Here is a 21,735-nt window from a genome sequence, read left to right as displayed (position 1 = left end):
CGCCGCCGCCGACGATCCGGCGATCTGGGTGCACCCGACCGACCGGGCCGGCAGCCTGGTGGTCGCCCGCCGGTGCGGGCGGGAGCACGACCGACCCGTCCGGGCGGCCCGGCCCGGCGGCCCCCGACCGGCGTGGTCGGGGCCGGCCGGGCGGTGCGGCGTCGCCCGACGGGGACTCAGCGGCCCTGGAGGGCGCGTACGTTGTCGCCGAAGGTCCAGCCCTTGGACCCGTCCCAGTTCACCGACCAGGTCATCATCCCCTTCAGGCCGCCCCGGTAGGTGTTCCACGCCTGCGCCACCGAGGCCGGTGCCAGGTAGCCGCCGCCGGCGCCGGGCTGCGCGGGCAGGCCGGGGACCTGCTTGTCGTACGGGACGCGGATGGTGGTGCCCTGGATGACCAGGCCGGCGTTGAGGCAGTCGGTCTGGGCGGTGAAGCCCGCCACCGTCCCGGCCGGGTACGAGTCACCGACGCAGCCGTACATGCTGCCGTTGTAGTACTGCATGTTCAGCCACCAGAGCCGCCCGTTGTCGACGTACCGCTTGATGACCGGCAGGTACGCGCCCCAGATGGAGCCGTAGGTGACGCTGCCGCCGGTGACGTACGCGGTCTCCGGTGCCATGGTCAGGCCGAAGCCGGCCGGCATCTGGGCCAGCACGCCGTCGATGATGCGGATCAGGTTGGCCTGCGAGGTGGACGGCCGGGTGATGTCGCCGCTGCCGGTCAGCCCGGTCTCGATGTCGATGTCGATGCCGTCGAAGTGGTACCGCTTGAGGATCGGCACGACGGTGGCGACGAACCGGTCGGCGACGGCGGCCGAGCCGAGGTCGATGCCGGCGGTGGCGCCGCCGATCGACAGCAGCACAGTCAGCCCGGCGGCCTTGGCCTGGCACATCTCGGTCGGGGTGGGCACCCGGACGGTGGCGTCCATGCCGTCCTCCCAGAGCACCGTGCCGTCGGCGCGGATCACCGGGAAGGCGGCGGTGACCACGTTGTAGCCGTGCCCGGTGATCCGTGGGTCGGTGATCGGGATCCAGCCCAGCGGCGGGTGGACGCCGTTGGCCGCGCCGTCCCAGTTCTCCCAGTAGCCCTGGAGCACCTTGCCGGTCGGCCGGGGCTTCAGCGCGCAGCCCGTGCCGTCGGGCGGCGGCGTCGTCGTGCCGGGGGTGGCGGTGGGCGTGGGTGTCGGGTGACTGGTGGGAGTGGCGCTCGGCGTGGGTGTCGGGGTTGGCGGGCGGGTGGGCGTGGCGGTGGGTGTCGGCGACGCGGTGGGGGAGGGGGTGCCGGTGCAGACGCCCAGGTCACGCCAGAGCGCCGGGACGGCGGCCGGGTTCCAGCCGGCGCTGGCCGGCGGGGTGTGGGTCACCAGCGACTCGTAGAGGCGGCCGAGGTAGCTGACCCGGGTGCCGGCCGGGTAGGTGACGCCCTCGGCCCAGGCCGGTGCGGAGCAGGCCGCCATGGTGGCGGCGTTGCCCGTTGCCGTGGTCGGCGCGGCGAAGCCGTTCGCGGTGGGCAGTGCGGCGGCGAGCACTACCACCCCGGCCAGGATGGCCGTCGTCCCCGGTCGAAGTCGCATGGCATACCTCCTCGTCGATGGCGGGGAGGCTAGCAGTTAACTTTGTTAAATGTAAATGCCTGCGCGTAGGTGCGCCGCCCGGCAGGGGTGGGGTCGGGCGGCGCACCCGGTCGGCGTTGCGGCCGTAGCCGACCACCTCCTGACCGGCGGCCCTACGGGACCAGGCGGGCGGTGCCGTCGGGCAGCGGGGCGGGGTCGCGGGGAAGGGTCGCCGTCAGGGGGCCGGGTTCCAGCCGTCCGTGCCGGCCAGGTACCGCTGCGGGGTGTAGGTCGACGCCTGCGCGTCGGTCAACTGTGGCCGGTCGACGGTGACCGTCGACCCGGGACCGTCGTTGCGGTACTCGGAGAACCGGGCGTCACGCCAGGAGAAGCCGGACATGTCGCTCCACGGGGAGTCCTTCACGTGCGCACCGAGCACGCTGTCGCGGAACACCACCTGCCCGATCGCGTTGACGTCCCCGCTCGGGTGCCACGGTCGGCCCAGGTGCACGCTCTGCGCCGCCGCCGAGTCGGTGGTCAGGGTGCAGTCGGTGAAGAGCAGCCCGTACGGGTTGCCGATCATGGTGGACGGTGCGGTGACGTACCCGTTGTTGCTCGTCGAGCCCCGGCTGAGCGATCGGATCTCGCAGTGGTCGAAGACCCCGGTGCCCCGGCCGAAGACGAAGTCGACGTCGCCCTCGACGTAGCAGTCCCGGAAGTACGCCCGGCCGACCGCGTCGACGGAGGCGCTGTTGTGGTAGAGGGTGTCCTGGTTGCCGAGGAACCGCACGTCGTCGAAGACCAGCCGGTCGGCCCGGGTGAGCACGGCCACCGCCTGCTCGGCGCTGTAGTCGTGCGCCGCCTCGTCGAAGTCGTTGGCGAAGGTCAGGTGCCGGGCGGTGAAGTCGTTGCCGTCGATGGTCACCGAGGCGCTGCCCGACGTGCCGTACGTGCCACCGCCCGGCTTCGGGGTGCCCGAGGCGTTGTCATAGACGATCACCACGTCCCGGGCGTCCCCGGTCGACCCGACGAACGACACGTACGGCTTGCCGGCCGGGACCGTCACCCGTTCCCGGTAGGTGCCCGGCCGGATGGTGATGGTGTACCGGCTCGTGTTGCCCACCGGCACCGCGTCCACCGCCGCCTGCACGCTGGTGAAGTCCCCGCTGCCGTCCCGGGCGACCAGCGAGGACCCCTCGGCCGGCCCGGTGGGCGTGGGCGTCGGGCCGGTGGGCGGCGGGGTGTCCGACGGGGTGGCGGTGGGGGTGCCACCGGGGGTCGGCGTCGCGCCGGTCGGGGTGGTCGTGGGGCTCGGTGGCGCACTGGTCGGGGCGGGTTCGCCCCGGGTCACCAGCACGTCGTCGAAGCGGGCGGTGGCGTTGCCGGTCTGCACGCCGATCCGGCCGGTCGCGGTCAGGGTGCCGGTGCCGGAGCCGACCGGGACGCCGTCGACCCAGCCGCGTACCACCGTCCCGGCGACCTCGATCCGCAGGGTGTGCCAGCCGCCCGCCGTCACCGGGTGGGACACCGTGCCCAGCGGGGTGACCCGGCCGCTGCGTACCGCCTCCAGCCGGAACTGGTCGCCGGCCGACAGGGCGAGCCGGTAGTAGCTGGTCGCGCCACTGGCGCGGGCCAGCAGCGCGACCATGCCGTTGCCGGGCAGGGTCAGCGGCTTCACCCGGGCCTGCACGACCTGGTTGGCCCACGACGCGCTGCCGGCGAACAGCCGGGCGTCGCCGGTGTCGGCCCTGGCCTGCTGCAACGCCGGGCTGTCGTCGGCGGCCACCGACCAGGTGCCGCCGGACCTCGACCAGCCGGCCAGGTCGCCGTCGGTGAAGTCGTCGCTGAACAACGGCGCGGCGTGGGCCACCCGCGCGCCGCCGAACTGGGTGAGGGCGAGCAGTACGGCGGTGAGCGCCGCGACGGTGACGGCGAGCGGGCGGAGGCGCTTCGTGCGCATGGCGGATGAACCTCCGGGGACGGGGATGGAGGTAAGAGACAGTACGTGAAAGCGCTTTCCTGGCGCACCGTAACTCCGCCCATACGCGACTGTCAATGCGCAGCGACCGCCGGAAACGGGTGTCCGTCCCGGCTGCGCGGACCCCTCAGCCCATCCCGAGGGCGGCGGCGAGTTGGCGGAGGGTCGGCGGGGCGTCAGGCTCACGGGTCACCCGGGCGAGCACGTCCCGGCCCGCCGGGCGGTGCCGGATCTCGGCGGGCGCGATCCGGTCCGCGTCGACCAGGATCCGGCCGGCCCCGGCCGGATCCGCGTGGTGCAGATGGGCGCGGGCCGCATCGACCAGGTACGCGGCCCGGTGCTCGACGGGCAGCCACCGCCAGCCGTCCCGCCGGGTGACCGCCTCGTGTCGGGCCAGCGCGCCGTGGGCGTCGCCCAGTTCGACGGCCGTGGCGGCGCGCGCCACCGCCACGGCCGTCGGTCCGAAACCGGTCCGGTGGTGGTCGTGCCCGTCACCGACGAACGTGGCCAGGTCGTCGGCCTCGTCGAGCAGGTCGGCCACCGCCGCGTCGTCGCCGTGGGTGGCGGCGGCCAGGGCCGCCTGGAGGAGCAGCGTCCCGCACAGGGACAGCTCCGGGGACACGTCGCACCCGATCACCGGCGGGGCGATCCGGTACGCGGCGGCCAGCATCGCCGACTTCGCCACCCGCACCTCACCGGAGGCGCGCAACACCTGGCCGAGCTGCACCGCTGCGGCGGCGACCAGAACGGAATCGTCGGTCGCGGTGCCCATCGCCCGATCGACCGCCAGCCACGCCAGCTCCGGCGCGGCCAGCTTGACCAGCAGCGACGCCGTGACCCGGTACGTCTCCACCAGCGGCCCCCGGCCCGCCACCGGATCGGCGGCGTGGGCGCGTTCCGCGTCGGCCAGCAGCTCCGGCAGCAGCGCCACCACCTGGGGATAGCTGGCGTGCTGGAAGGTCGTCCAGGCGTGGGCCACCCGCCGGGCCACCTGGCCGGCGGGTGGCACCGGCCGACTGCCCGCCGGGCGGGCCAGCGGGATGTCGTACCGGGAGAGGGCCACCCGGATCCGCGCGACGTCCGCCGTCCACCCGGTCACCTCGGCCGACCGGGCGTCCCGACCGAGCAGCACCCCCGGGTCGATGCGCAGCACGGCGGCGATGTGCTGGAGCGTCGACACCTTGTCCAGCGTGCGGACACCCCGTTCGATCTTGTCCACCCAGCTCTTCGACTTGCCCAACCGGTCGGCGAACACCTGCTGCGACAACCTGCGCCGGCCCCGCCAGTACGCCACCCGCCGCCCCACCGGCAACAACTCACTACTGTCCACGACGCCACCGCCGGTCGGGTACGGCCCGGGTGGTCTCCTCGGCCGGTATCCGTTCGGCGTCGGCCTGGGCGAGAAGCCGTTGCCTCGCCTCCTCGTGCTCCGCCGCCTGGATCTGCTCGCCTCGGCTCGCTGCCGGCTTGTCGCCCTGGTCCCGCATGTCGCCTCCATCGGTAGGGGCGCGGCGGCACGTTCCTGAGATGACATCACGCCGCGTCCTGCGTCGGTCACCAACTTCAACGAGCAGGTCACCCGAACACAGGTTGTCGTGACTCAGGGCGATGACACAGGTGCGAATGGTGCGATTCGATGATCGTGACGCATCAACTCGGACGTGCCGTACCAGCTCAGCGCGCGCCGCCCGTCAGCTCGGCCAGCTCCGCCAGCTCGTCCGTCATCGCTCGACGGCGACCCGTGACGATGGTGTCCACGATGTCCCCCGCGTACCGCTGCTGCCGCAGCCAGGTGGGGGCGGTGTCCCGCAACTGAGTCAGCACCGCCGTGGCCTGCCCGTACCGCCGCAACTGCGCATAAGCCCATGCCAGGTCCAGTCGATGCCGCCGCCACGCCGACGCGCTGATGGTGGGCACCGGGGGCACCAGCGCGGACAGCTCCAGCACCCGGCCCGCATCCCCGGCCACGGCTGCCGCCTCCACCCGTTGCATCTGCACCTTGGCGTCGTCGAACCCGCCCACCAGCATCAGGTGATCCGATGCCGGCACCCGCTCGCCGATCCGGGCTGCCGCCGCGGCGGCGACGCCGATGAGATCGGCCACCTCGTCCGGCCGGTTGTCCCGGGCGTGCGCGGCGGCGGCGCTCAGCAGCAGCCACCCCCAGGCGGCCAGCTCTTCCGGGGCTGCCCGAGACAGTCGCGGCTCCACCTCGTCGGCGGTCACCACCGCCAACCCGGCCGACTCGCCAATTCGTCCCTGCCGCATCAGCAGCCAGCACATCGTCCGAATGACGGTGGCCGCCACCACCCGGTTCGCGGACCGCTGGGCGGCGTCGAGCGCTGCCGACAGTGCGGTCTGCGCCAGGTCATCGGCCCGCAGTTGGATCAGCAGACCACCCGCCAGGTGCTGGGCGCGGGCCAGTAGGTCGTACGCTTCGTGCTGCCGGTCACTCCCCACGAGCCCGACGGCGGCACGTACGTTCACCAGCAGCGGCGGCACCACCCGCAGCGCGACCGCGTAGTCACCGGCATGGTAGACGTGGTCGGCGGCGTGCAGATTCCGTCTGAGCGTGTCGAGGTCGGGGGGTTCGTCCGCCGGCACGACGAGCGGAGCGCCGTCGATCCCCCGCACCGGGGCCACCACTCGGCGGATCTCCGCCAGTGACAACTGTCGGTGACCCGGCTCCCCGCGCGCGGCGGCCTGCGACGCGTCGCCCAACAGCGCGGACGTCGAGACTCCCAGGGCGCGGGCGAGCGCGTGCAGCGTATCGAGGCGAGCCGCGCCCCGGCTGCCCTGCTCCAGCTTCCGAATCACCTCGACGCTGATGCCCGACCGTTCGGCAAGCTGCTCCTGCGTCAGCCTCGCCTCACGACGGATCTCCGCGAGACGATCACCCACTGTCGGTATAGCCATGCCGTCTCCTGCCAGCGCGAGGAGCAACCGCCGCCGGCTCGCCCGGGAGGCTGCCACTTCGGACGGTACACCTCGCACCGATCGCATGAGGTGTCCGGGTGGTTACCGTACGCGTTGTCCTCGGTAGATGCCTCGGCGCGGTGTGATCAGTCCTCGGTCTGGGGGCCGAGCAGGCGGATCTCCTCGATGTCCAACGTCGCCTGCACCTCCCGCAGCACGCTGTCGTCGATCTCGTTGTTGTCGCGCAACCGGGTCACCTCGCGGCGCTTGTGTTCCAGCACCCCCAGCCGCAGCCGGGTGTCCAACTCCTGGGCCCGGTCGGCCTCGTCTCCGCCACCGGTCTCCGTCACCAGGTCCAGGTGCCGCTGGTAGTCGGCGCGCAACCGGTCCACGGCCGCCGCGTCGACAGCGAGGTCGGCGGCGACGTCCGGCAGCGCCGCCAACGCCACCTCGGTGGTCCGGCGGCGGGCGTGCCGGACCTCGTCGCCACGCGCCTCGTCGCCGCGCAGGCCGGCCCAGCGGGCCACCGCCGGCAGGGTGGTGCCCTGCACCAACATGATCGACACGATCGCCACGGCGGTGCAGAAAATGATCAGATCCCGTTCCGGCACCGGCGTGTGCGTGGTGGCCGTGGTCACCGGCACCGCGAGGGCGGCGGCCAGCGACACCGCCCCCCGGAACCCCGCCCAGCCGGCCGCCACCCGCACCCGCCGGCTCACCGTGGCACCCCGGCCCACCACCGGCAGGCCGTAGGAGAACAGCTGCAACCACACCAGCCGGACCACCACCACCATCAGGGTGACCGAGGCGGCGATCGCCACCGACCGCATCAGCGAGGTGCTGGTCACGTGGTTCACCGCCCGCGGGATCTGCATCCCCAGCAGCACGAACAACGCCCCGTTGATCAGGAAGGTGGACAGGTCCCAGAAGGCGTACGCCAACACCCGGGACCGGGCCCGGATGATCCTCGGGCTGGCGTACGACAGCAGCAGCCCGGCGACCACGACGGCGAGCACCCCGCTGGCGTGCACCACCTCGGCGAGCAGGAACGCGGCGAACGGGGTGAGTACGCTCAGCGCGCCCTCGCGCAGCGGGTCGTCCAGCCGGCGGCGGATCAGCACCACGACCAGGCCGACGACCAGCCCGGCGGCGACGCCTCCGCCGGCCGAGCCGACGAACCGGCCCAGGAAACCGAACACCCCCGGCGCGGTGCCACCGACGATCAACCCGACCGTCACCGAGAACAGCACCAGCGCGGTGCCGTCGTTGACCAGGCTCTCCGCCCGCAGGGTGGTCAGGATCCGGCGGGGCATCCGCTTCGCCAGGCCGGCCACCGCCGCCGCGTCGGTGGGGGCGAGCACCGCGCCCAGCACCCAGGCCGCCTGCGGGCTCATCCCCAGCCCCTTGGCGACCAGCGCCACCGCCACCATGGTCACCACCACCAGCGCCACCGCCAGCGAGGCGATCACCAGCAGGTTCGCCCGGATCTCCCGCAGGCTGATCACCAGGCTCTCCCGGTAGAGCACGGCCGGCAGGAAGAGCAGCAGCACCACGTCCGGTTGGAGCACCACGTCCGACAGGGGCGGCAGCAGCGCCAGCAGCCCGCCCATGGTGATCAGCAGCACCGGCGGGGCCACCCGGTACCGGCCGCCGATGGTGGTGCCGACCAGCACGGTGGCGGCCAGCACCACGATCAGGACCAGGACCTCCACGGCACCCCCCGCCTCCACCCGACATGCTGGTACGAAGTCGGCGGCGAGGCGGGGAGAATCCGGGATCTGCCCGGACCGGGTCAGGTGACCCGGGACGGCTCCGCCGGCACCTCGGTCCAGGCCCGCCGCTCGGCGAGGTCCCGCAGCCGGTCCATCGCGTCCCACACGTCGACGTGCCGGGTGTAGAGCGCCGCCGGGCCGAGCCGTAGCCGGTCGGGCACCCGGTAGTCGCCGACCACCCCGGCGTCGACCAGGGCCCGGGAGATCCGCAGCGCCTCCGGGTGGTGCAGCGACACGTGTCCGCCGCGCCGACGCGGGTCGCGCGGGGAGGCGAGCTGGAAACCGTGCGGGACGAGCCAGGCGTCGGCCAGTTCGATGATCAGCTCGCCGAGGCGTAGCGACTTCTCCCGCACCCGGTCCATCCCGGCGTCGGCCAGCACGTCCAGGGCCGGGTCGAGGGCGGCCATCCCGAGCACCGGCGGGGTGCCCGCCAGGAACCGCTCCGGGCCGGGCGCGGGATCGTAGCCGGCCCCCATCCGGAACTGGTCGCGCTGGCCGAACCAGCCCCAGATCGGCTGGCGCAGCGACTCCTGCAACTCCCGCCGGACATAGAGGAAGGCCGGTGCGCCGGGGCCGCCGTTGAGGTACTTGTAGGTGCAGCCGACCGCGAGGTCGACCCCGGCGGCGGTCAGCTCCAGCGGCACCGAGCCGACCGCGTGCGACAGGTCCCACAGCACCAGCGCGCCGACCCGGCGGGCCGCGTCGGTCACCGCCGCGACGTCCAGCAAGGCCCCGCAGCGGTACGACACCGCCGAGAGCACCACCAGCGCCACGTCCTCGGTCAGCGCCGCTGCCAGGGTGTCCGGGTCCAGCCCCTCGTCGAGGTCGGAGGGGAGTAGCCGCAGGGTGTGCCCGCGCTGGGCGGCCAGCCCCTCGAGCAGGTACCGGTCGGTGGGGAACTCCTCGGCGTCGGCCAGGATCGTGCCCCGGCCCGGCCGGGCGTCGAGGGCGGCGGCGGCCAACTTGTAGAGGTTGACCGAGGTCGAGTCGGAGACGATCACCTCGCCGTCGCGGGCGCCCAGCGCGTGGGCGGCGATCCGGTCACCGATGCGGCGTGGCCACTCGATCCAGGTCGGCCAGCTGCGGACCAGCTCGGTGCCCCAGCCGTCGCGGACCAGGCCGGCCAGGTGGTCGCCGGTGGCGGCGGGCAGCCGGCCCAGCGAGTTGCCGTCGAGATAGAGCAGGTCGTCCACCACGAACCGGTCCCGCAGGCCGGCCAGCGGATCGGCGGCGTCCCGTTCCTGCGCGTCGTGCCGGGATGTCGGTGCGGTCATGGTGTCCTCCCTCCGCCCGGGGACACCCGGGCCGATGCAGGCTAGCCGATCGCCTGGTCGGCCCACCCCGGCCGGTGTCCCCGGCACCGCAGGCCAGCGCCCCAGGCACCGCAGGCCAGCGCCCCGGCGTCGGGGGAAGCGCCCGGCCGCCCCCGGGCTGTGCCGCGTACCCCGGGCGGGTCGGCGGTCGGTCAGCGGACCGGGACGGTGGCGGTGACGGTGGTCTGGTCGATGTCGCTGGTGCGGACGGTGAACCGGATCGTCCAGTCCCCGCGCGCCGGCAGGCTGATCTCGGCGCTGCCGTGGTGCGGCTCCGGGGTGTCCACCGGCACGGCCATCGGTTCGATCCCGGCCGCTGGCAGGGCGAGGCTGACCGTCCACTGGACCACCGGCAGCGGCTGCCCCTGCGGGGTGTAGACGTAGGCGTGCAGCGAGTTCGGCACCCCCACCCGTACCGGATAGATGTCGAACTGGAGGGTGTAGGTGCCGCTGGTCAGGGTCTGCGCGACGCCCTCGCGGGTGGCGCGGGCGGCCTCGGTGTCGGCGGTCCGACCGGGCGGGGTCTGCACCAGCACGGCGGTCAGTGCCAGCACCACCGCCGTGGCGGCGAGTTCCACCCCGGCGGCCCGCGCGACCCGGCCCGGCCGGTCGGCGGCCCGGCCGTCGCGCACCGCCCGGCGTTGCCAGGCGGCGACGCCGAGCACGGCGGCGAGCAGGGCCGCCTTGGCGCACAGCAGCCGACCGTAGGTGGTGCCGACCAGCGCGCCGGGCCGGCCGAGTTCGATCGCGGCCTGCCCGACGCCGGAGGCGACCAGCCAGCCCACCGCGACGGTCGCCCACCGCGACCAGGCCGGCAGGATGCGGCCCAGCACCCGCCGGTGCGTGCCGCGCAGCACGAACACCGCCAGGGTGACCAGCCCGCCCAGCCAGACGCTCATCCCGGCCAGGTGCACCACGTCGGCGAGGATGCTCACCGGCGGCAGGGGCGTGGCCACCGGGTGCCCGGCCAGCGGCCAGGTCACCAGCCCGGCCAGACCCACCACCGCGAGCGCCGTCCGCCGTCCGCGCCCGGCCCGCCCGCCGGCCACCGCCGCCAGCAGCCCGGCGGCGATCGCGGCGAGCGCCAGCCGGGCCCCGAGCACCGGCCCGACGTCGCTGCCCGCCACCGCCGTCAGGTCACCACGCGACAGACCGCCCACCGGAACCCCGACCATGTCGGCGGCCTGCGCCACCCACGTCCCGGCGGTGCCGACGGCCACCAGCGCCAGGCCGACGTACCCGGTGACGGTCACCGCGCGACGGCGGCGACGGCGCGGCCAGCGCACCGCGCCGAACAGGGTGGGGCCGACCGCCAGCACCAGGCCCAGGTAGCCGACGTACCGGGCGGCGGGGGTCCACCCGCCGGAGGGGCGCTCGTCCACGCTGACCGGCTCCGGGGGCGTCGCCGACGGCGCACCGGCCGAGTAGGCGAAGCTGCCGGCGACCGGGTGGCTGTCCGCCGAGATCACCCGGTAGCTGACCAGGTACGTGCCGAGCGGCCGGTCCGGCACCCGCACCGGGATGCGCAGCGTGGCCCCGTCCGCGACCGGCTCCCCGGCGGTGACCCGCCGCCCGTCCGGGCCGAGCACCTGCACCCGGCCGATGACCGGGGAGACCGACTCGCTGAAGACCAGCACCACCTCCGCGGGCGGGGCACCGATCACCGCGTCCCGGACCGGGCTGGTGGCGACCAGCGCGGCATGGGCGGCGGCCGGGGTCGCCGGGGTCAGCGGTACGGACAGCAGCGCGAGGAGCAGCCCCAGCAGCACGGCGGAACGGGTGGTACGCACGCACAGTGGTTCGTATTTCGTGATCACATGGTTCAACCGTCGCCGGAACGATTCGGCTCACCGGTCGGGTGCTGGTGCAGGGCGAGGGTCAGCAGGAGGCGGGCGTCCGGGTCGTCGAGGGCCGGGCCGAACAGGCCGCGCAGCTGCCGCATCCGGTAGCGGACCGTCTGCGGGTGGGTGTGCAGGTCCTCGGCGACGGCGACCACCTGACCCTGCCGGCGCAGCCAGCCGTGCAGCGTTTCGGCCAGGGCCCGGCGGGTGATGGGCCGCAGCCCGGCCAGCGGGGCCAGCACCGTGCCGGCGAGGTGCCCGGCCAGGCCCGGCTCCCAGGCGGTGAGCAGGGTGAGCAGGTGGTCGTCGCAGGACACCACCGGGTCCGGGCCGAGCGCGCCCTGCTGGTGCAGGGCCAGCGCCCGGCGGGACAGCCGGTACGACAGCCGCGCCCGCTGCCGCTGCACCGTCGGCCCGAGCGCGGCCCGTCGCCCGACCAGCGCCTGCCGGGCCCGGTCCAACCGTCCCGGCGTACCGGGATCGGGCAGCACCACCCGGATGGCGTCGCCGACGACGGCGGCCAGCGCCCCCGCGCCGATGCCCCGGGCCACGTGTTCGGCGTCGGTGCCGTCGACGCTGCACACGGCCACGGTCGCCGGCAACGGCCAGCGGGCCGCGTCGGCGGCGGCGTGCAGCACCGCCCCGGTCGGCGGGTCGGGCTGCACGAGGAGGGTGACCAGCCGGCGTCGGGTGGTGGCCCAGTCCTGGGCGGTGTCCCGCTGCTCGGCGAGGAACCCCTCGGCGGCGGCCCCGGCCAGCGCGTCGACGTAGCCGAACAACGCCCCGGCGATCACGTACAGGTCGGCCGGGGCCGGGCCGGCCGGTGCGGTGGCGGGCCAGCCGGGCGTGGCCGGCGCGGTGGCGTGTTCCACCAGGAAGGCCCAGATGTCGCGGGCCCCGAGGGTGAGTACGGTCCGCAGCGCGTCCACCCGGTGCCCCTCGCGGTACTCGGTGCGCCCCAGGGCGTGGAACACCTCCCGGGTGCCGGTCAGCTCCCGGGCCGGGTCGGCGACCGCGTCGACGAAGGTGTCGACGGCGGTCTGTACGCCCAGGGCCAGGCCCTGCCCCTGCCCACCGGTCAGCGACCGGCCCTGGGCGGCCATCGCGGCCCGGACGGTGGCGAGGATCCGCTCGTGCAGCGGCCCGCGCAGCCCTCGCAGGTGGTCGCCGACCGACGGCGCGAGACCGGCGAGACCGGGCTCGATGTCGAGCAGGGCGTCGGACACGATCGGCCATCCTTTGTCATCCGGGTGACAATTCCGCTGGTGAATCCTGCACCCCGGCACGGATCATTTTGGCACCACGCTACGTAGGGTCGGCGCATGGAGACGGATGTCATCGTGATCGGCGCCGGCCTGGCCGGTCTGGTCGCCGCCGCCGAGGCCGCCGACGCGGGCCGTCGGGTGCTGCTGCTCGACCAGGAGTCGGAGCACAACCTCGGCGGGCAGGCGTTCTGGTCGTTCGGCGGGCTGTTCTTCGTCGACTCGCCCGAGCAGCGGCGGATGGGCATCCGCGACTCGGTCGAGCTGGCCTGGCAGGACTGGACCGGCAGCGCCGCCTTCGACCGGCCCGAGGACCACTGGCCGCGCCAGTGGGCGCAGGCGTACGTGCACTTCGCCGCCGGGGAGAAGCGGGCCTGGCTGCGGTCGATGGGCCACCGGGTCTTTCCCGTGGTGAGCTGGGCCGAGCGGGGCGGGGGAGCGGCCCACGGGCACGGCAACTCGGTGCCCCGGTTCCACGTCACCTGGGGCACCGGCCCCGGCGTGGTCGAGCCGTTCGCCAGGCGGGTCCGGCAGGCCGTCGAGCAGGGCCGGGTGACGCTGCTGTTCCGGCACCGGGTCGACGAGCTCGTCACCACCGCGGGAGCCGTCACCGGGGTACGCGGCGCGCTGCTCGCCCCCGACGACGCGCCCCGGGGGCGCAGCAGCTCCCGGGAGGTCGTCGGCGACTTCCAGCACGACGCCCAGGCCGTGATCATCACCTCGGGCGGCATCGGCGGCAACCACGACCTCGTCCGGCGGGCCTGGCCGGCCCGGCTCGGAACCCCGCCCACCCGGATGGTCACCGGCGTACCCGCCCACGTCGACGGCCGGATGCTCGCCATCACCGAGACCGCCGGCGGGCAGGTGATCAACCCGGACCGGATGTGGCACTACACCGAGGGGCTGCGCAACTGGGACCCGATCTGGCCCCAGCACGGCATCCGCATCCTGCCCGGCCCGTCCTCGCTCTGGCTCGACGCCACCGGGGCCCGGCTGCCGGCGCCGCTGTTCCCCGGCTTCGACACCCTGGCCACCCTGCGGCACCTGCGCGCCACCGGCCACGACTACAGCTGGTTCCTGCTCACCCAGAAGATCATCGAGAAGGAGTTCGCGCTGTCGGGCTCCGAGCAGAACCCGGACCTGACCAACCGCAGCGTGCGGCAGGTGCTGCAACGCGTCCGGCCCGGCGCACCCGGGCCGGTGGAGGCGTTCAAGCGGCACGGGGCCGACTTCGTCGTCGCTGACACCCTGCCCGAGTTGGTGGCCGGGATGAACAAGTTGGCCGCCGAGACCGACGGGCCGCAGCTCGACACCGCCGCGCTGACCGCCCTGGTCGAGGCCCGCGACCGGGAGATCGCCCACCCGTTCGGCAAGGACGCCCAGCTCGCCGCGATCCGGGGGGCCCGCCGCTACCGGGGTGACCGGCTGATCCGGGTCGCCACCCCGCACCGGCTGCTCGACCCGGCGGCCGGCCCGCTGATCGCGGTGCAACTGCACGTGCTGACCCGCAAGAGCCTCGGCGGGCTGCACACCGACCTGTCCGCCCGGGTGCTGCGCCCCGACGGCGAACCGCTGGCCGGGGTGTACGCGGCCGGTGAGGTCGCCGGCTTCGGCGGCGGGGGCATGCACGGCTACAGCGCCCTGGAGGGCACCTTCCTCGGCGGCTGCCTCTTCTCCGGCCGCACCGCCGGCCGTGCCGCAGCGGCAGCCGTCAGCTGACCGGCACCGACACCCGGCCGGCACCGACACCCGACCGGCACCGTGAGCCGACCGGCCCGGGCGGTGCCCCCGGTAGGCTCTGCGGCCGTGGACGACGACGCGCTGACCGCGCTGGTGACCGTCGCGGCGGGGCAGGTGACCCTGTCCGACAGGCGTACCGAGCGCCGCTGGTCGGTCGGGGTGGCGGCGTACCGGCTCGGCGTCGTACCGGTCACCCAGGGGTGGTACGCCCGGGTGACCGGGGAACGGCCGGGCGCCATCCGGGGCGACCGGCTGCCCGTGGAAGGGGTGTCCTGGCTGGACGCGGTGCGCTTCTGCGACGCGCTGTCCCGCCAGGAGGGGCTGACCCCGGCGTACCGGCTGCACGACGACGGTGCGGGCGTGGACTGGGACCGGGGCGCCGACGGCTACCGGCTGCCCACCGAGGCCGAGTGGGAGTACGCCTGCCGCGCCGGCACCCCGGGCCCGCGCTACGGCCCACTCGACGAGATCGCCTGGTACCGGGGCAACTCCGGTGAGCGGCCGCACCCGGTCGGCGGACGCGCCCCCAACCCGTGGGGCCTGTACGACACCCTCGGCAACGTCTGGGAGTGGTGCTGGGACGTCTACGACGCCGAGGTGTACGGCAGCTACCGGGTGCTGCGTGGGGGCGGCTGGTTCGACGAGCACTGGAGCTGCCGGGCCTCGGTGCGCCGTCGCAGCCACCCGACGTTGCGCATCGACGACGTCGGTTTCCGGGTGGCGCGTTCCCTGCCGCGCTGACCATGACCCGGCACGGACCCTCCGGTCGGCCCGGGGTCAGGGCACGCGTCGGGTGCTGTGCCGCGCGATCAGCGGGGTGGCCAGCTCGATCCGGTGGCTGTCCAGCCCCTCCCCGGCGATCAGGGACAGCAGCATCCGGGTCGCCATCCCGGCCATCTCGGCGAGCGGCTGACGGACGGTGGTCAGCGGCGGGGCGGCCCAGCGGGCGGAGTCGAGGTCGTCGAAGCCGACGATGCTGATGTCGTCGGGGACCCGGGCCCCGCGTTCGTAGAGCGCCTCGTAGGCGCCCAGGGCCATCTCGTCGGCGCAGGCGAACACGGCGGTGGGCGGCTGGGCGAGGTCCAGCAGGGCGTTCATCTCCCGGTAGCCCGACGGGGAGGTGAAGTCGCCGTGGCGGACGTACCCGGCGGGGATCTTGCGGTTTGCCGCGTTCATCGCGGCCCGGTACCCGTCGACCCGGGCCCGGCTGCACGGCACGTTCGGCGGCCCGCCGATCACCGCGATCCGGTGGTGACCCAGGTCGAGCAGGTGCTCGGCGGCGGCCACCCCGCCGGACCAGTTCGTCGCGCCCACCGACGGGATGCCCGCGCCGGGCTGGCCCGCCGGGTCGATGATCACCACCGGGATGCCCAGCTCGTCGAGCTGGCCCTGCTGGCTGGGGGACAGGTCGGACAGGACGAGCAGCACCCCGTCGCACCGGCGCTTGGACAGCTGCTCGATCCACCGCCGGTCGGGGCGGGTGCGGCTGCGGCCGTGCACGGCGGAGACGACCACCCCGACGCCCGCCCGGTAGGCCAGCTCCTCGACGCCGTCGAGGATCTGCATCGCCCACGGGCTGCCGAGATCCCGGAAGACCAGGTCGATGAGGCCGGCGGCCCCGGGCATCGAGGGCGCCCGGCGGGCGGTGTACGACCGCCGGTCGAGCAGGTCCTGGATGCGCCGCCGGGTCGCCGGGGCGACGTCGGGTCGACCGTTGAGCACCTTCGAGACGGTGGGGACGGACACCCCCGCGGCGGTCGCGATCTCCGACAGCGTCGCCCGGTCCTCCGCCATGCCCATCTCCTTCGGTCGTGCGCCCGTCGGCAGCATAGCCCGAAAGTTTCGGAGGTCGGGGGTCGGGCCGGCCGGCGCGGCGGTCGGACCGCTCGTCATCGACGGTCGCCGCCGACCCGTGTCGAGGGCCGCCGTCGCTCGACAGGGACTCGAAACTTTCTCGAAACGGAAGTATCCGGTACGTCCTGTCCCCGGCCGGCGGACCGGTCCGCCGAAATCGGGCCGGGGCGAACCGCCCACCCGGCCCGATTTCGACTCCGGCCGCCCATGCGGCATGCTGGTGCCCGGCGGCAGGAACCTCTGTCGGCGGCCGGCGACGACCCGCGGACACGCGGTCGTCCCTGCGCGGGACGTGCGGGAGGACAGGGCGGCGATGGCCGAGGCTCAGGCGAGGCGTTCCGTGTTCACCGGCACCAGTGAGATGGCCGGGCGGATGCGCGCCCTCGACTGGTCCGCCACCTCCCTCGGCGCGGTCGAGAGCTGGCCGGCGAGCCTGCGTACCGCCACCCGGATCTGCCTGACCTCCCGCTTCCCCATGATCGTGTGGTGGGGGCCGGAGCTGCGGTTCCTCTACAACGACGCCTACGGCCCGCTGCTCGGCAGCAAACACCCCGCCCTCGGCAAGCCGGGCGACCAGGTGTGGGCCGAGATCTGGCACATCATCGGTCCGATGCTGCGGGGCGTGGTGGAGACCGGCGAGGCGACCTGGTCGGAGGACCTGCTGCTGCCGATGAACCGGCACGGCTACTGGGAGGAGACGTACTGGACGTACTCCTACAGCCCGCTGCACGACGACGACGGCGTGGTACGCGGCGTCTTCACCGCGGTCAGCGACACCACCGAGCGGGTGATCGGTGAGCGCCGGCTCGCCGCGTTGCAGGACCTGGGCGCCCAGGCCGGCACCGCCCGTACCGTGGGCGAGGCCTGTGACCTGGTCGTCGGCTCGCTCGGCCGGTCCGCGGTCGACGTGCCGTACGCGGCCGTGCACCTGCGGACCCGCGGCGGTGAGCTGCGCCCGGCCGCCAGCACCCTGGCCGGTGAGGTCGACCGGTCCGACCCGACCGCACCGCCGGTGTGGCCGGTCGCCGAGGTGCTCGCCACCGGCCGGCCCGCCCACGTCACCGACGTCGTCGCCCGCATCGGTGACCTGCCCACCGGCGGTTGGCAGACCGCGCCGACCGAGGCGGTGGTGCTGCCCCTGCACGGCGAGACCGGCGCCGAGGACATCGGTGTCATCGTCCTGGCCGCCAGCGCCGGACGGGCCCTCGACGACGGCTACCGCACCTTCCTCGACCTGGTCGCCCGGCAGGCCGCCGCCCTGATCAACGGTGCGGTGGCCTATGAGGTGCAGCAGCAGCGGGCCGAGGAACTGGTCGAGTTGGACCGGGCCAAGACGGCGTTCTTCTCCAACATCAGCCACGAGTTCCGCACCCCGCTCACCCTGATCAGCGGGCCGTTGCAGGAGTTGCGGGCCCGCCTCGGCGACCAGGACGAGCAGGTCCGCGACGAGCTGGAGGTGATGCACCGCAACGCGTTGCGGCTGGGCAAGCTGGTCACCGCACTGCTCGACTTCTCCCGCATCGAGGCCGGCCGGATGCAGGCGAGCTACGAACCCGTCGACCTGGCCCGGTTCACCGCCGAACTGGCCAGTGTCTTCCGGGCGGCGGTCGAACGCGCCGGCCTCACCCTGGACGTCGACTGCCCGCCGCTGTCCCGGCCGGTCCACGTCGACCGGACGATGTGGGAGAAGGTGCTCCTCAACCTGCTCAGCAACGCGCTGAAGTTCACCTTCCAGGGCGGTATCCGGGTGTCCGTCGCCGAGCGCGACGGCATGCCGACCGTGCAGGTCGCCGACACCGGCGTCGGGGTGCCGGCCGACGAGATCCCCCGGCTGTTCGAGCGCTTCCACCGGGTCCCGCAGGCCCGGTCCCGGTCCCACGAGGGCAGCGGCATCGGACTGGCCCTGGTGCAGGAGCTGGTCGGCCTGCACGGCGGCACCATCACCGTCGACAGCACCCCGGACGTCGGGACCGCCTTCACCGTGCGGTTGTCGTACGGCGTGGCCCACCTGCCCGCCGAGCACGTCGTCACCGGCATCGGCACGGCGACGCCGTCGGACACCGCCGAGCCGTTCGTCCAGGAGGCGCTGCGCTGGCTGCCCGCCGGCGACACCGACGACCGGCCGGCCGGACGACCACCGCCGGCTGACCGTCCCGGCCCGGACCGTCCCCGGGTGCTCGTCGCCGACGACAACGCCGACATGCGCGAGTACCTGCACCGGCTGCTGCGTTCCCGGTACGACGTCACCGCCGTGGGTGACGGGCTCGCCGCCCTGGCGCGGGCCCGAACCGACCTGCCCGACCTGATCGTCAGCGACGTGATGATGCCCGGCCTGGACGGCCTCGAACTGGTCGCCGCGCTGCGCGCCGAACCCCGCACCATGGGGGTGCCGGTGCTGCTGTTGTCGGCCCGCGCCGGTCAGGAGGCCGCCGTCGAGGGGCTGGAGGCCGGCGCCGACGACTACCTGGTCAAGCCCTTCTCCGCCGAGGAGCTGTTGGCCCGGGTCCGGGCCAACGTCGACCTGGCCCGGTTGCGCAACCACCACGCCAACTGGCGGGCTGCGATGATCAACTCGCTGCAGGAGGGCTTCTTCGTCCTCGACGCCGACGGCGCGTTGGTGGAGATGAACACCGCCTTCGCCGACCTGTTCGGCTACGGCCCGGAGGGCCTGCCCTACCGTCCGCGCTATCCATGGTGGCCCGACGAGACCACCGACCCGTCGGCACACCGGCTGGTGGCCGACACGTTCTCCCAGGCCATGACGGTGACCCACGGCTCGTTCGTGGTGCCGCAGCGGCACCGCGACGGTCACCGGCTCTGGACGGCGGTCGCCTTCAACGCGGTCACCGACGACCACGGCCGGCGGCTGGTGGTCGGCACCATCCGCGACGTCACCGCCGAACGGTACGCGGTGCAGCGGGAGACCGCCCTCAGCGCGCTCAACCAGCGGTTGTCCCGGGCCGCCAGCACCACCGAGGTGTTGCGCGCCGGAGTGGAGGAACTACGCCAGCTGTGGCAGGCGCACCGGGTGCTCGCCACCCACTGGCCGGCGGCCGGCACCCCGACGGTGACCGGCACGCCGACCACCGACTGGGCGCAGCTGCCCGACCCGGTGCGCGACACCGTCACCGCGCTGCGGTCGCAGCCACCCCTGCGGATCACCATCGACCCGGCCACCAGTGTCCGGCCGGCCGGGGCCGGCACCACTGTCGACTCGCCGCAGGGTCCGCTGGTGATCTGGCTCGAACTCGACCCGGCGCGGGGTTTCGGCACCGAGGACCAGATGCTGCTGCTGCTCCTGTGCGGTGCCCTCGGGCAGGCGTTGCACCGGGCGCACGCCGCCGACCAGCAACGCGAGGTGGCGGTCGCGCTGCAACGGTCCATCCTCGGCCCGGCCGAGCTGCCCGCCGGCTTCGCCGTACGCTACGAGCCGGCGACCCGCCCCCTGGAGGTCGGCGGCGACTGGTACGACGCGGTGAGCCTGCCCGACGGCCGGATCGGCATCGTCGTCGGGGACTGCGTCGGCCGGGGCCTGCCCGCCGCCGCGGTGATGGGGCAACTGCGCAGTGCCTGCCGGGCCCTGCTGCTGGAGGCGTCCGGCCCGGCCCAGGTGCTCACCGCCCTGGACCGGTTCGCCCGGATGCTGCCCGGGGCGTCCTGCACCACGGTGTTCTGCGGCATCCTCGACCCGGAGACCGGCGAGCTGACCTACAGCAGCGCCGGGCACCCCCCGGCGATCCTCACCCACCCGGACGGCCGCACCGAGCTGCTGGCCGCCGGTCGGGGCAGCCCGCTGGGCATCCCGTCCCCCGGTGGACGCCCCGACGCGACAAGCGTCGTACCGCCCCGGGCCGTGCTGCTGCTCTACACCGACGGACTGGTGGAACGCCGTCGCCAGTCGCTCGACAGCGGGATCGCCCAGGCCGCCTCCGCCGTGCGGGAGCACCACACCGCCGGGGTGCAGCAGCTCGCCGACCGGGTGATGGACCGGATGACCCCGCAGGGCGGCTACGACGACATCGCCCTGCTGCTCTACCGCCACCCGGCACCGCTGGAGTTGTCGTTTCCCGCCGACCGGTTGCAGATGGCCCCGGTGCGCTCCACGCTGCGGCAGTGGCTGCGGCGTACCGGCGCCGACCCGCACGTGGCCCAGGACGTACTCGTCGCCACCGGGGAGGCCTGCGCCAACGCGGTCGAGCACGGCCACCGCGACGCCCGCCCCGGGCTGATCCGGCTGCACGCGGTGGCCGCCGGTGCGGACCTGTTCGTCACGGTGGCCGACTCGGGGCGGTGGAAGGTGCCCGAGATCGACCATGACCGGGGGCGCGGCATCAACCTGATGCGCGCGCTGATGGCACACGTCGACATCCGGACCACCGATGCCGGCACCACCGTCGAGCTGCACACGAGGATCCCCGCATGAACACGCCCCTGGGCCTGTCCACCGGCCTGCGGGCCGACGGCGCACCGGTGCTGACCGTCACCGGCGAGATCGACATGAGCAACGCCGACGAGTTCCGGGCGGCGATCGTCGACGCCGTCGTCGACGGGCACCGGCTGACCGTCGACCTGACCGCCGTGGAATACCTGGACAGCGCCGCCCTCGCCGCGTTGTTCGCCCACGTCGACCGCCTGTCGGTGGTGGCGAACCCGCTGCTGGACAGCGTCCTGACCATCTCCGGTCTGGGTCGACTCACCACGGTCACGATCCGCGACTGAGCCGCCCGGCCGGCGGGTGACCCGGCGCCCCGGGTGATCAGCTCGCCGTCACGCAGAACTCGTTGCCGTCCGGATCGGCCAGCACGATGTCGCCGTCCGCGCCGGCATCCAGCCGGGTGGCCCCGAGGGCGACCAGTCGGTCGACCTCCGCCTGCTGGTCGCCCTCGGGGGCGAGGTCCAGTCGCTGCCGGTTGCGGCCCTGCCTGGGAGCCACGGGCGGACCACCCCAGGCGATCTTCGTGCCGCCGTGCGGTGACTGGACGGCGGTCTCCTGGTCCTGGTCCCAGACCAGCGGCCAGCCCAACGCCGCGCTCCAGAAGAGACCGACCGCCCGGGTGCCGTCGCAGGCGATCTCCCCGAGTGGACCGCAACCGGCGAGGAAGTTGTTGTCCGCCTCGATGACGCAGAACTCGTTACCCTCGGGGTCGGCCAGCACGATGTGCCCCTCCTCGGGTCGCTGCCCGACGTCGAGGTGGGCGCCGCCGAGGTCCAGCGCGGTCGCCACCTGCCGCTGCTGGTCGTCGGGGCTGGTGCTGGTCAGGTGCAGGTGCATCCGGTTCGGACCGGCCTTGCGGGTGGGGCTCGGGACGAACCGGAGGCCGAGCTGGGTGTCCGTGCCGGGCAGGAGCGCCCGACCGGTGGCGTCCTCGACGACCTCCCGGTCGAGCAGGCCGGCCCAGAAGCGCGCCAGTCGGGTCGGATGTCGGGCGTCGAGGGTCAACGTCAGGGGTCCCGAGAGCATCACCGCACCGTAGACACCGGCCGGTGCGGCGACAAGGCAATATCGCCG

General features: G+C 74.2%; 15 protein-coding genes. 4 read left to right on the top strand and 11 right to left on the bottom strand.

Features of this window, described 5'->3' with window-relative positions; translation table 11 throughout:
* Positions 1–176: 176 nt before the first annotated feature.
* The 9 genes from AB0K25_RS25720 to AB0K25_RS25680 all read right to left on the bottom strand — a co-directional run bounded on the left by AB0K25_RS25720 (position 177) and on the right by AB0K25_RS25680 (position 12,596).
* Positions 177–1,574, bottom strand: coding sequence for a glycosyl hydrolase family 18 protein (locus tag AB0K25_RS25720; RefSeq protein ID WP_363823170.1), 1,398 nt, complete (start codon positions 1,572–1,574; stop codon positions 177–179).
* Positions 1,575–1,788: 214 nt separating this feature from the next.
* On the bottom strand, positions 1,789–3,513 hold the full coding sequence (locus AB0K25_RS25715; RefSeq protein WP_357533514.1) for a pectinesterase family protein: 1,725 nt from the start codon (positions 3,511–3,513) through the stop codon (positions 1,789–1,791).
* A gap of 145 nt (positions 3,514–3,658) precedes the next feature.
* A complete protein-coding gene (locus AB0K25_RS25710) occupies positions 3,659–4,861 on the bottom strand; it encodes a helix-turn-helix domain-containing protein (RefSeq protein ID WP_363823167.1) in 1,203 nt (400 codons plus the stop codon).
* Entirely contained in the window at positions 4,851–5,018 is a 168-nt protein-coding gene (locus AB0K25_RS25705; RefSeq protein WP_363823164.1) for a hypothetical protein, read from the bottom strand. Before AB0K25_RS25705 ends, AB0K25_RS25710 begins: the two co-directional genes overlap by 11 nt.
* 187 nt (positions 5,019–5,205) lie before the next feature.
* On the bottom strand, positions 5,206–6,444 hold the full coding sequence (locus tag AB0K25_RS25700) for a helix-turn-helix transcriptional regulator (protein ID WP_219461882.1): 1,239 nt from the start codon (positions 6,442–6,444) through the stop codon (positions 5,206–5,208).
* A 146-nt stretch (positions 6,445–6,590) separates the two neighbouring features.
* Entirely contained in the window at positions 6,591–8,156 is a 1,566-nt protein-coding gene (locus AB0K25_RS25695; RefSeq protein WP_363823161.1) for a Na+/H+ antiporter, read from the bottom strand.
* An 80-nt stretch (positions 8,157–8,236) separates the two neighbouring features.
* Positions 8,237–9,490 carry a kynureninase gene (gene kynU, locus AB0K25_RS25690; RefSeq protein ID WP_363823158.1) on the bottom strand — a complete coding sequence of 418 codons (1,254 nt, stop codon included), beginning with the start codon at positions 9,488–9,490 and terminating at the stop codon, positions 8,237–8,239.
* Between the two features lie 191 nt (positions 9,491–9,681).
* The gene (locus AB0K25_RS25685; RefSeq protein ID WP_363823153.1) at positions 9,682–11,319 is read right to left on the bottom strand and encodes a copper resistance protein CopC; all 1,638 of its coding nucleotides are present in this window, start codon (positions 11,317–11,319) and stop codon (positions 9,682–9,684) included.
* 32 nt (positions 11,320–11,351) lie between these two features.
* Positions 11,352–12,596: a helix-turn-helix domain-containing protein gene (locus AB0K25_RS25680; RefSeq protein ID WP_363823147.1), complete on the bottom strand. Its 1,245-nt coding sequence runs from the start codon at positions 12,594–12,596 to the stop codon at positions 11,352–11,354.
* Between the two features lie 96 nt (positions 12,597–12,692).
* On the opposite strand from AB0K25_RS25680, the gene AB0K25_RS25675 reads away from it, so the two are divergent.
* Together AB0K25_RS25675 and AB0K25_RS25670 are read left to right on the top strand one after the other, a co-directional pair.
* Entirely contained in the window at positions 12,693–14,351 is a 1,659-nt protein-coding gene (locus AB0K25_RS25675; protein WP_219461888.1) for an FAD-binding dehydrogenase, read from the top strand.
* A gap of 87 nt (positions 14,352–14,438) precedes the next feature.
* Positions 14,439–15,113: a formylglycine-generating enzyme family protein gene (locus AB0K25_RS25670; protein ID WP_363823144.1), complete on the top strand. Its 675-nt coding sequence runs from the start codon at positions 14,439–14,441 to the stop codon at positions 15,111–15,113.
* A 36-nt stretch (positions 15,114–15,149) separates the two neighbouring features.
* Here the strand turns inward: AB0K25_RS25670 and AB0K25_RS25665 are convergent, their stop codons facing one another.
* Positions 15,150–16,166 (bottom strand): LacI family DNA-binding transcriptional regulator, encoded by a 1,017-nt coding sequence (locus AB0K25_RS25665; protein WP_208566004.1) that lies wholly within the window; start codon positions 16,164–16,166, stop codon positions 15,150–15,152.
* A 373-nt stretch (positions 16,167–16,539) separates the two neighbouring features.
* Between AB0K25_RS25665 and AB0K25_RS25660 the strand changes: the two genes are divergently transcribed.
* The gene (locus AB0K25_RS25660) at positions 16,540–20,649 is read left to right on the top strand and encodes a SpoIIE family protein phosphatase (protein ID WP_363823141.1); all 4,110 of its coding nucleotides are present in this window, start codon (positions 16,540–16,542) and stop codon (positions 20,647–20,649) included.
* The gene (locus AB0K25_RS25655; RefSeq protein ID WP_219461893.1) at positions 20,646–20,945 is read left to right on the top strand and encodes an STAS domain-containing protein; all 300 of its coding nucleotides are present in this window, start codon (positions 20,646–20,648) and stop codon (positions 20,943–20,945) included. Before AB0K25_RS25660 ends, AB0K25_RS25655 begins: the two co-directional genes overlap by 4 nt.
* Before the next feature lie 37 nt (positions 20,946–20,982).
* Here AB0K25_RS25655 and AB0K25_RS25650 read toward each other — a convergent pair whose 3' ends face one another.
* The gene (locus AB0K25_RS25650) at positions 20,983–21,687 is read right to left on the bottom strand and encodes a VOC family protein (RefSeq protein ID WP_219461895.1); all 705 of its coding nucleotides are present in this window, start codon (positions 21,685–21,687) and stop codon (positions 20,983–20,985) included.
* Positions 21,688–21,735 lie beyond the last annotated feature (48 nt).

The organism is Micromonospora sp. NPDC049257 (genome assembly GCF_040678915.1).
GTDB lineage: Bacteria > Actinomycetota > Actinomycetes > Mycobacteriales > Micromonosporaceae > Micromonospora > Micromonospora antibiotica.
This window is presented reverse-complemented; position numbering and strand designations above follow the sequence as displayed.

What these genes read in the sequence shown, in the direction of transcription:
- AB0K25_RS25700 (WP_219461882.1), bottom strand. Translation starts at nt 6,444, where the DNA reads ATGGCTATACCGACAGTGGGTGATCGTCTCGCGGAGATCCGTCGTGAG.
- AB0K25_RS25665 (WP_208566004.1), bottom strand. Translation starts at nt 16,166, where the DNA reads ATGGCGGAGGACCGGGCGACGCTGTCGGAGATCGCGACCGCCGCGGGG.
- AB0K25_RS25660 (WP_363823141.1), top strand. Translation starts at nt 16,540, where the DNA reads ATGGCCGAGGCTCAGGCGAGGCGTTCCGTGTTCACCGGCACCAGTGAG.
- AB0K25_RS25720 (WP_363823170.1), bottom strand. Translation starts at nt 1,574, where the DNA reads ATGCGACTTCGACCGGGGACGACGGCCATCCTGGCCGGGGTGGTAGTG.
- AB0K25_RS25650 (WP_219461895.1), bottom strand. Translation starts at nt 21,687, where the DNA reads ATGCTCTCGGGACCCCTGACGTTGACCCTCGACGCCCGACATCCGACC.
- AB0K25_RS25675 (WP_219461888.1), top strand. Translation starts at nt 12,693, where the DNA reads ATGGAGACGGATGTCATCGTGATCGGCGCCGGCCTGGCCGGTCTGGTC.
- AB0K25_RS25715 (WP_357533514.1), bottom strand. Translation starts at nt 3,513, where the DNA reads ATGCGCACGAAGCGCCTCCGCCCGCTCGCCGTCACCGTCGCGGCGCTC.
- kynU (WP_363823158.1), bottom strand. Translation starts at nt 9,490, where the DNA reads ATGACCGCACCGACATCCCGGCACGACGCGCAGGAACGGGACGCCGCC.
- AB0K25_RS25655 (WP_219461893.1), top strand. Translation starts at nt 20,646, where the DNA reads ATGAACACGCCCCTGGGCCTGTCCACCGGCCTGCGGGCCGACGGCGCA.
- AB0K25_RS25705 (WP_363823164.1), bottom strand. Translation starts at nt 5,018, where the DNA reads ATGCGGGACCAGGGCGACAAGCCGGCAGCGAGCCGAGGCGAGCAGATC.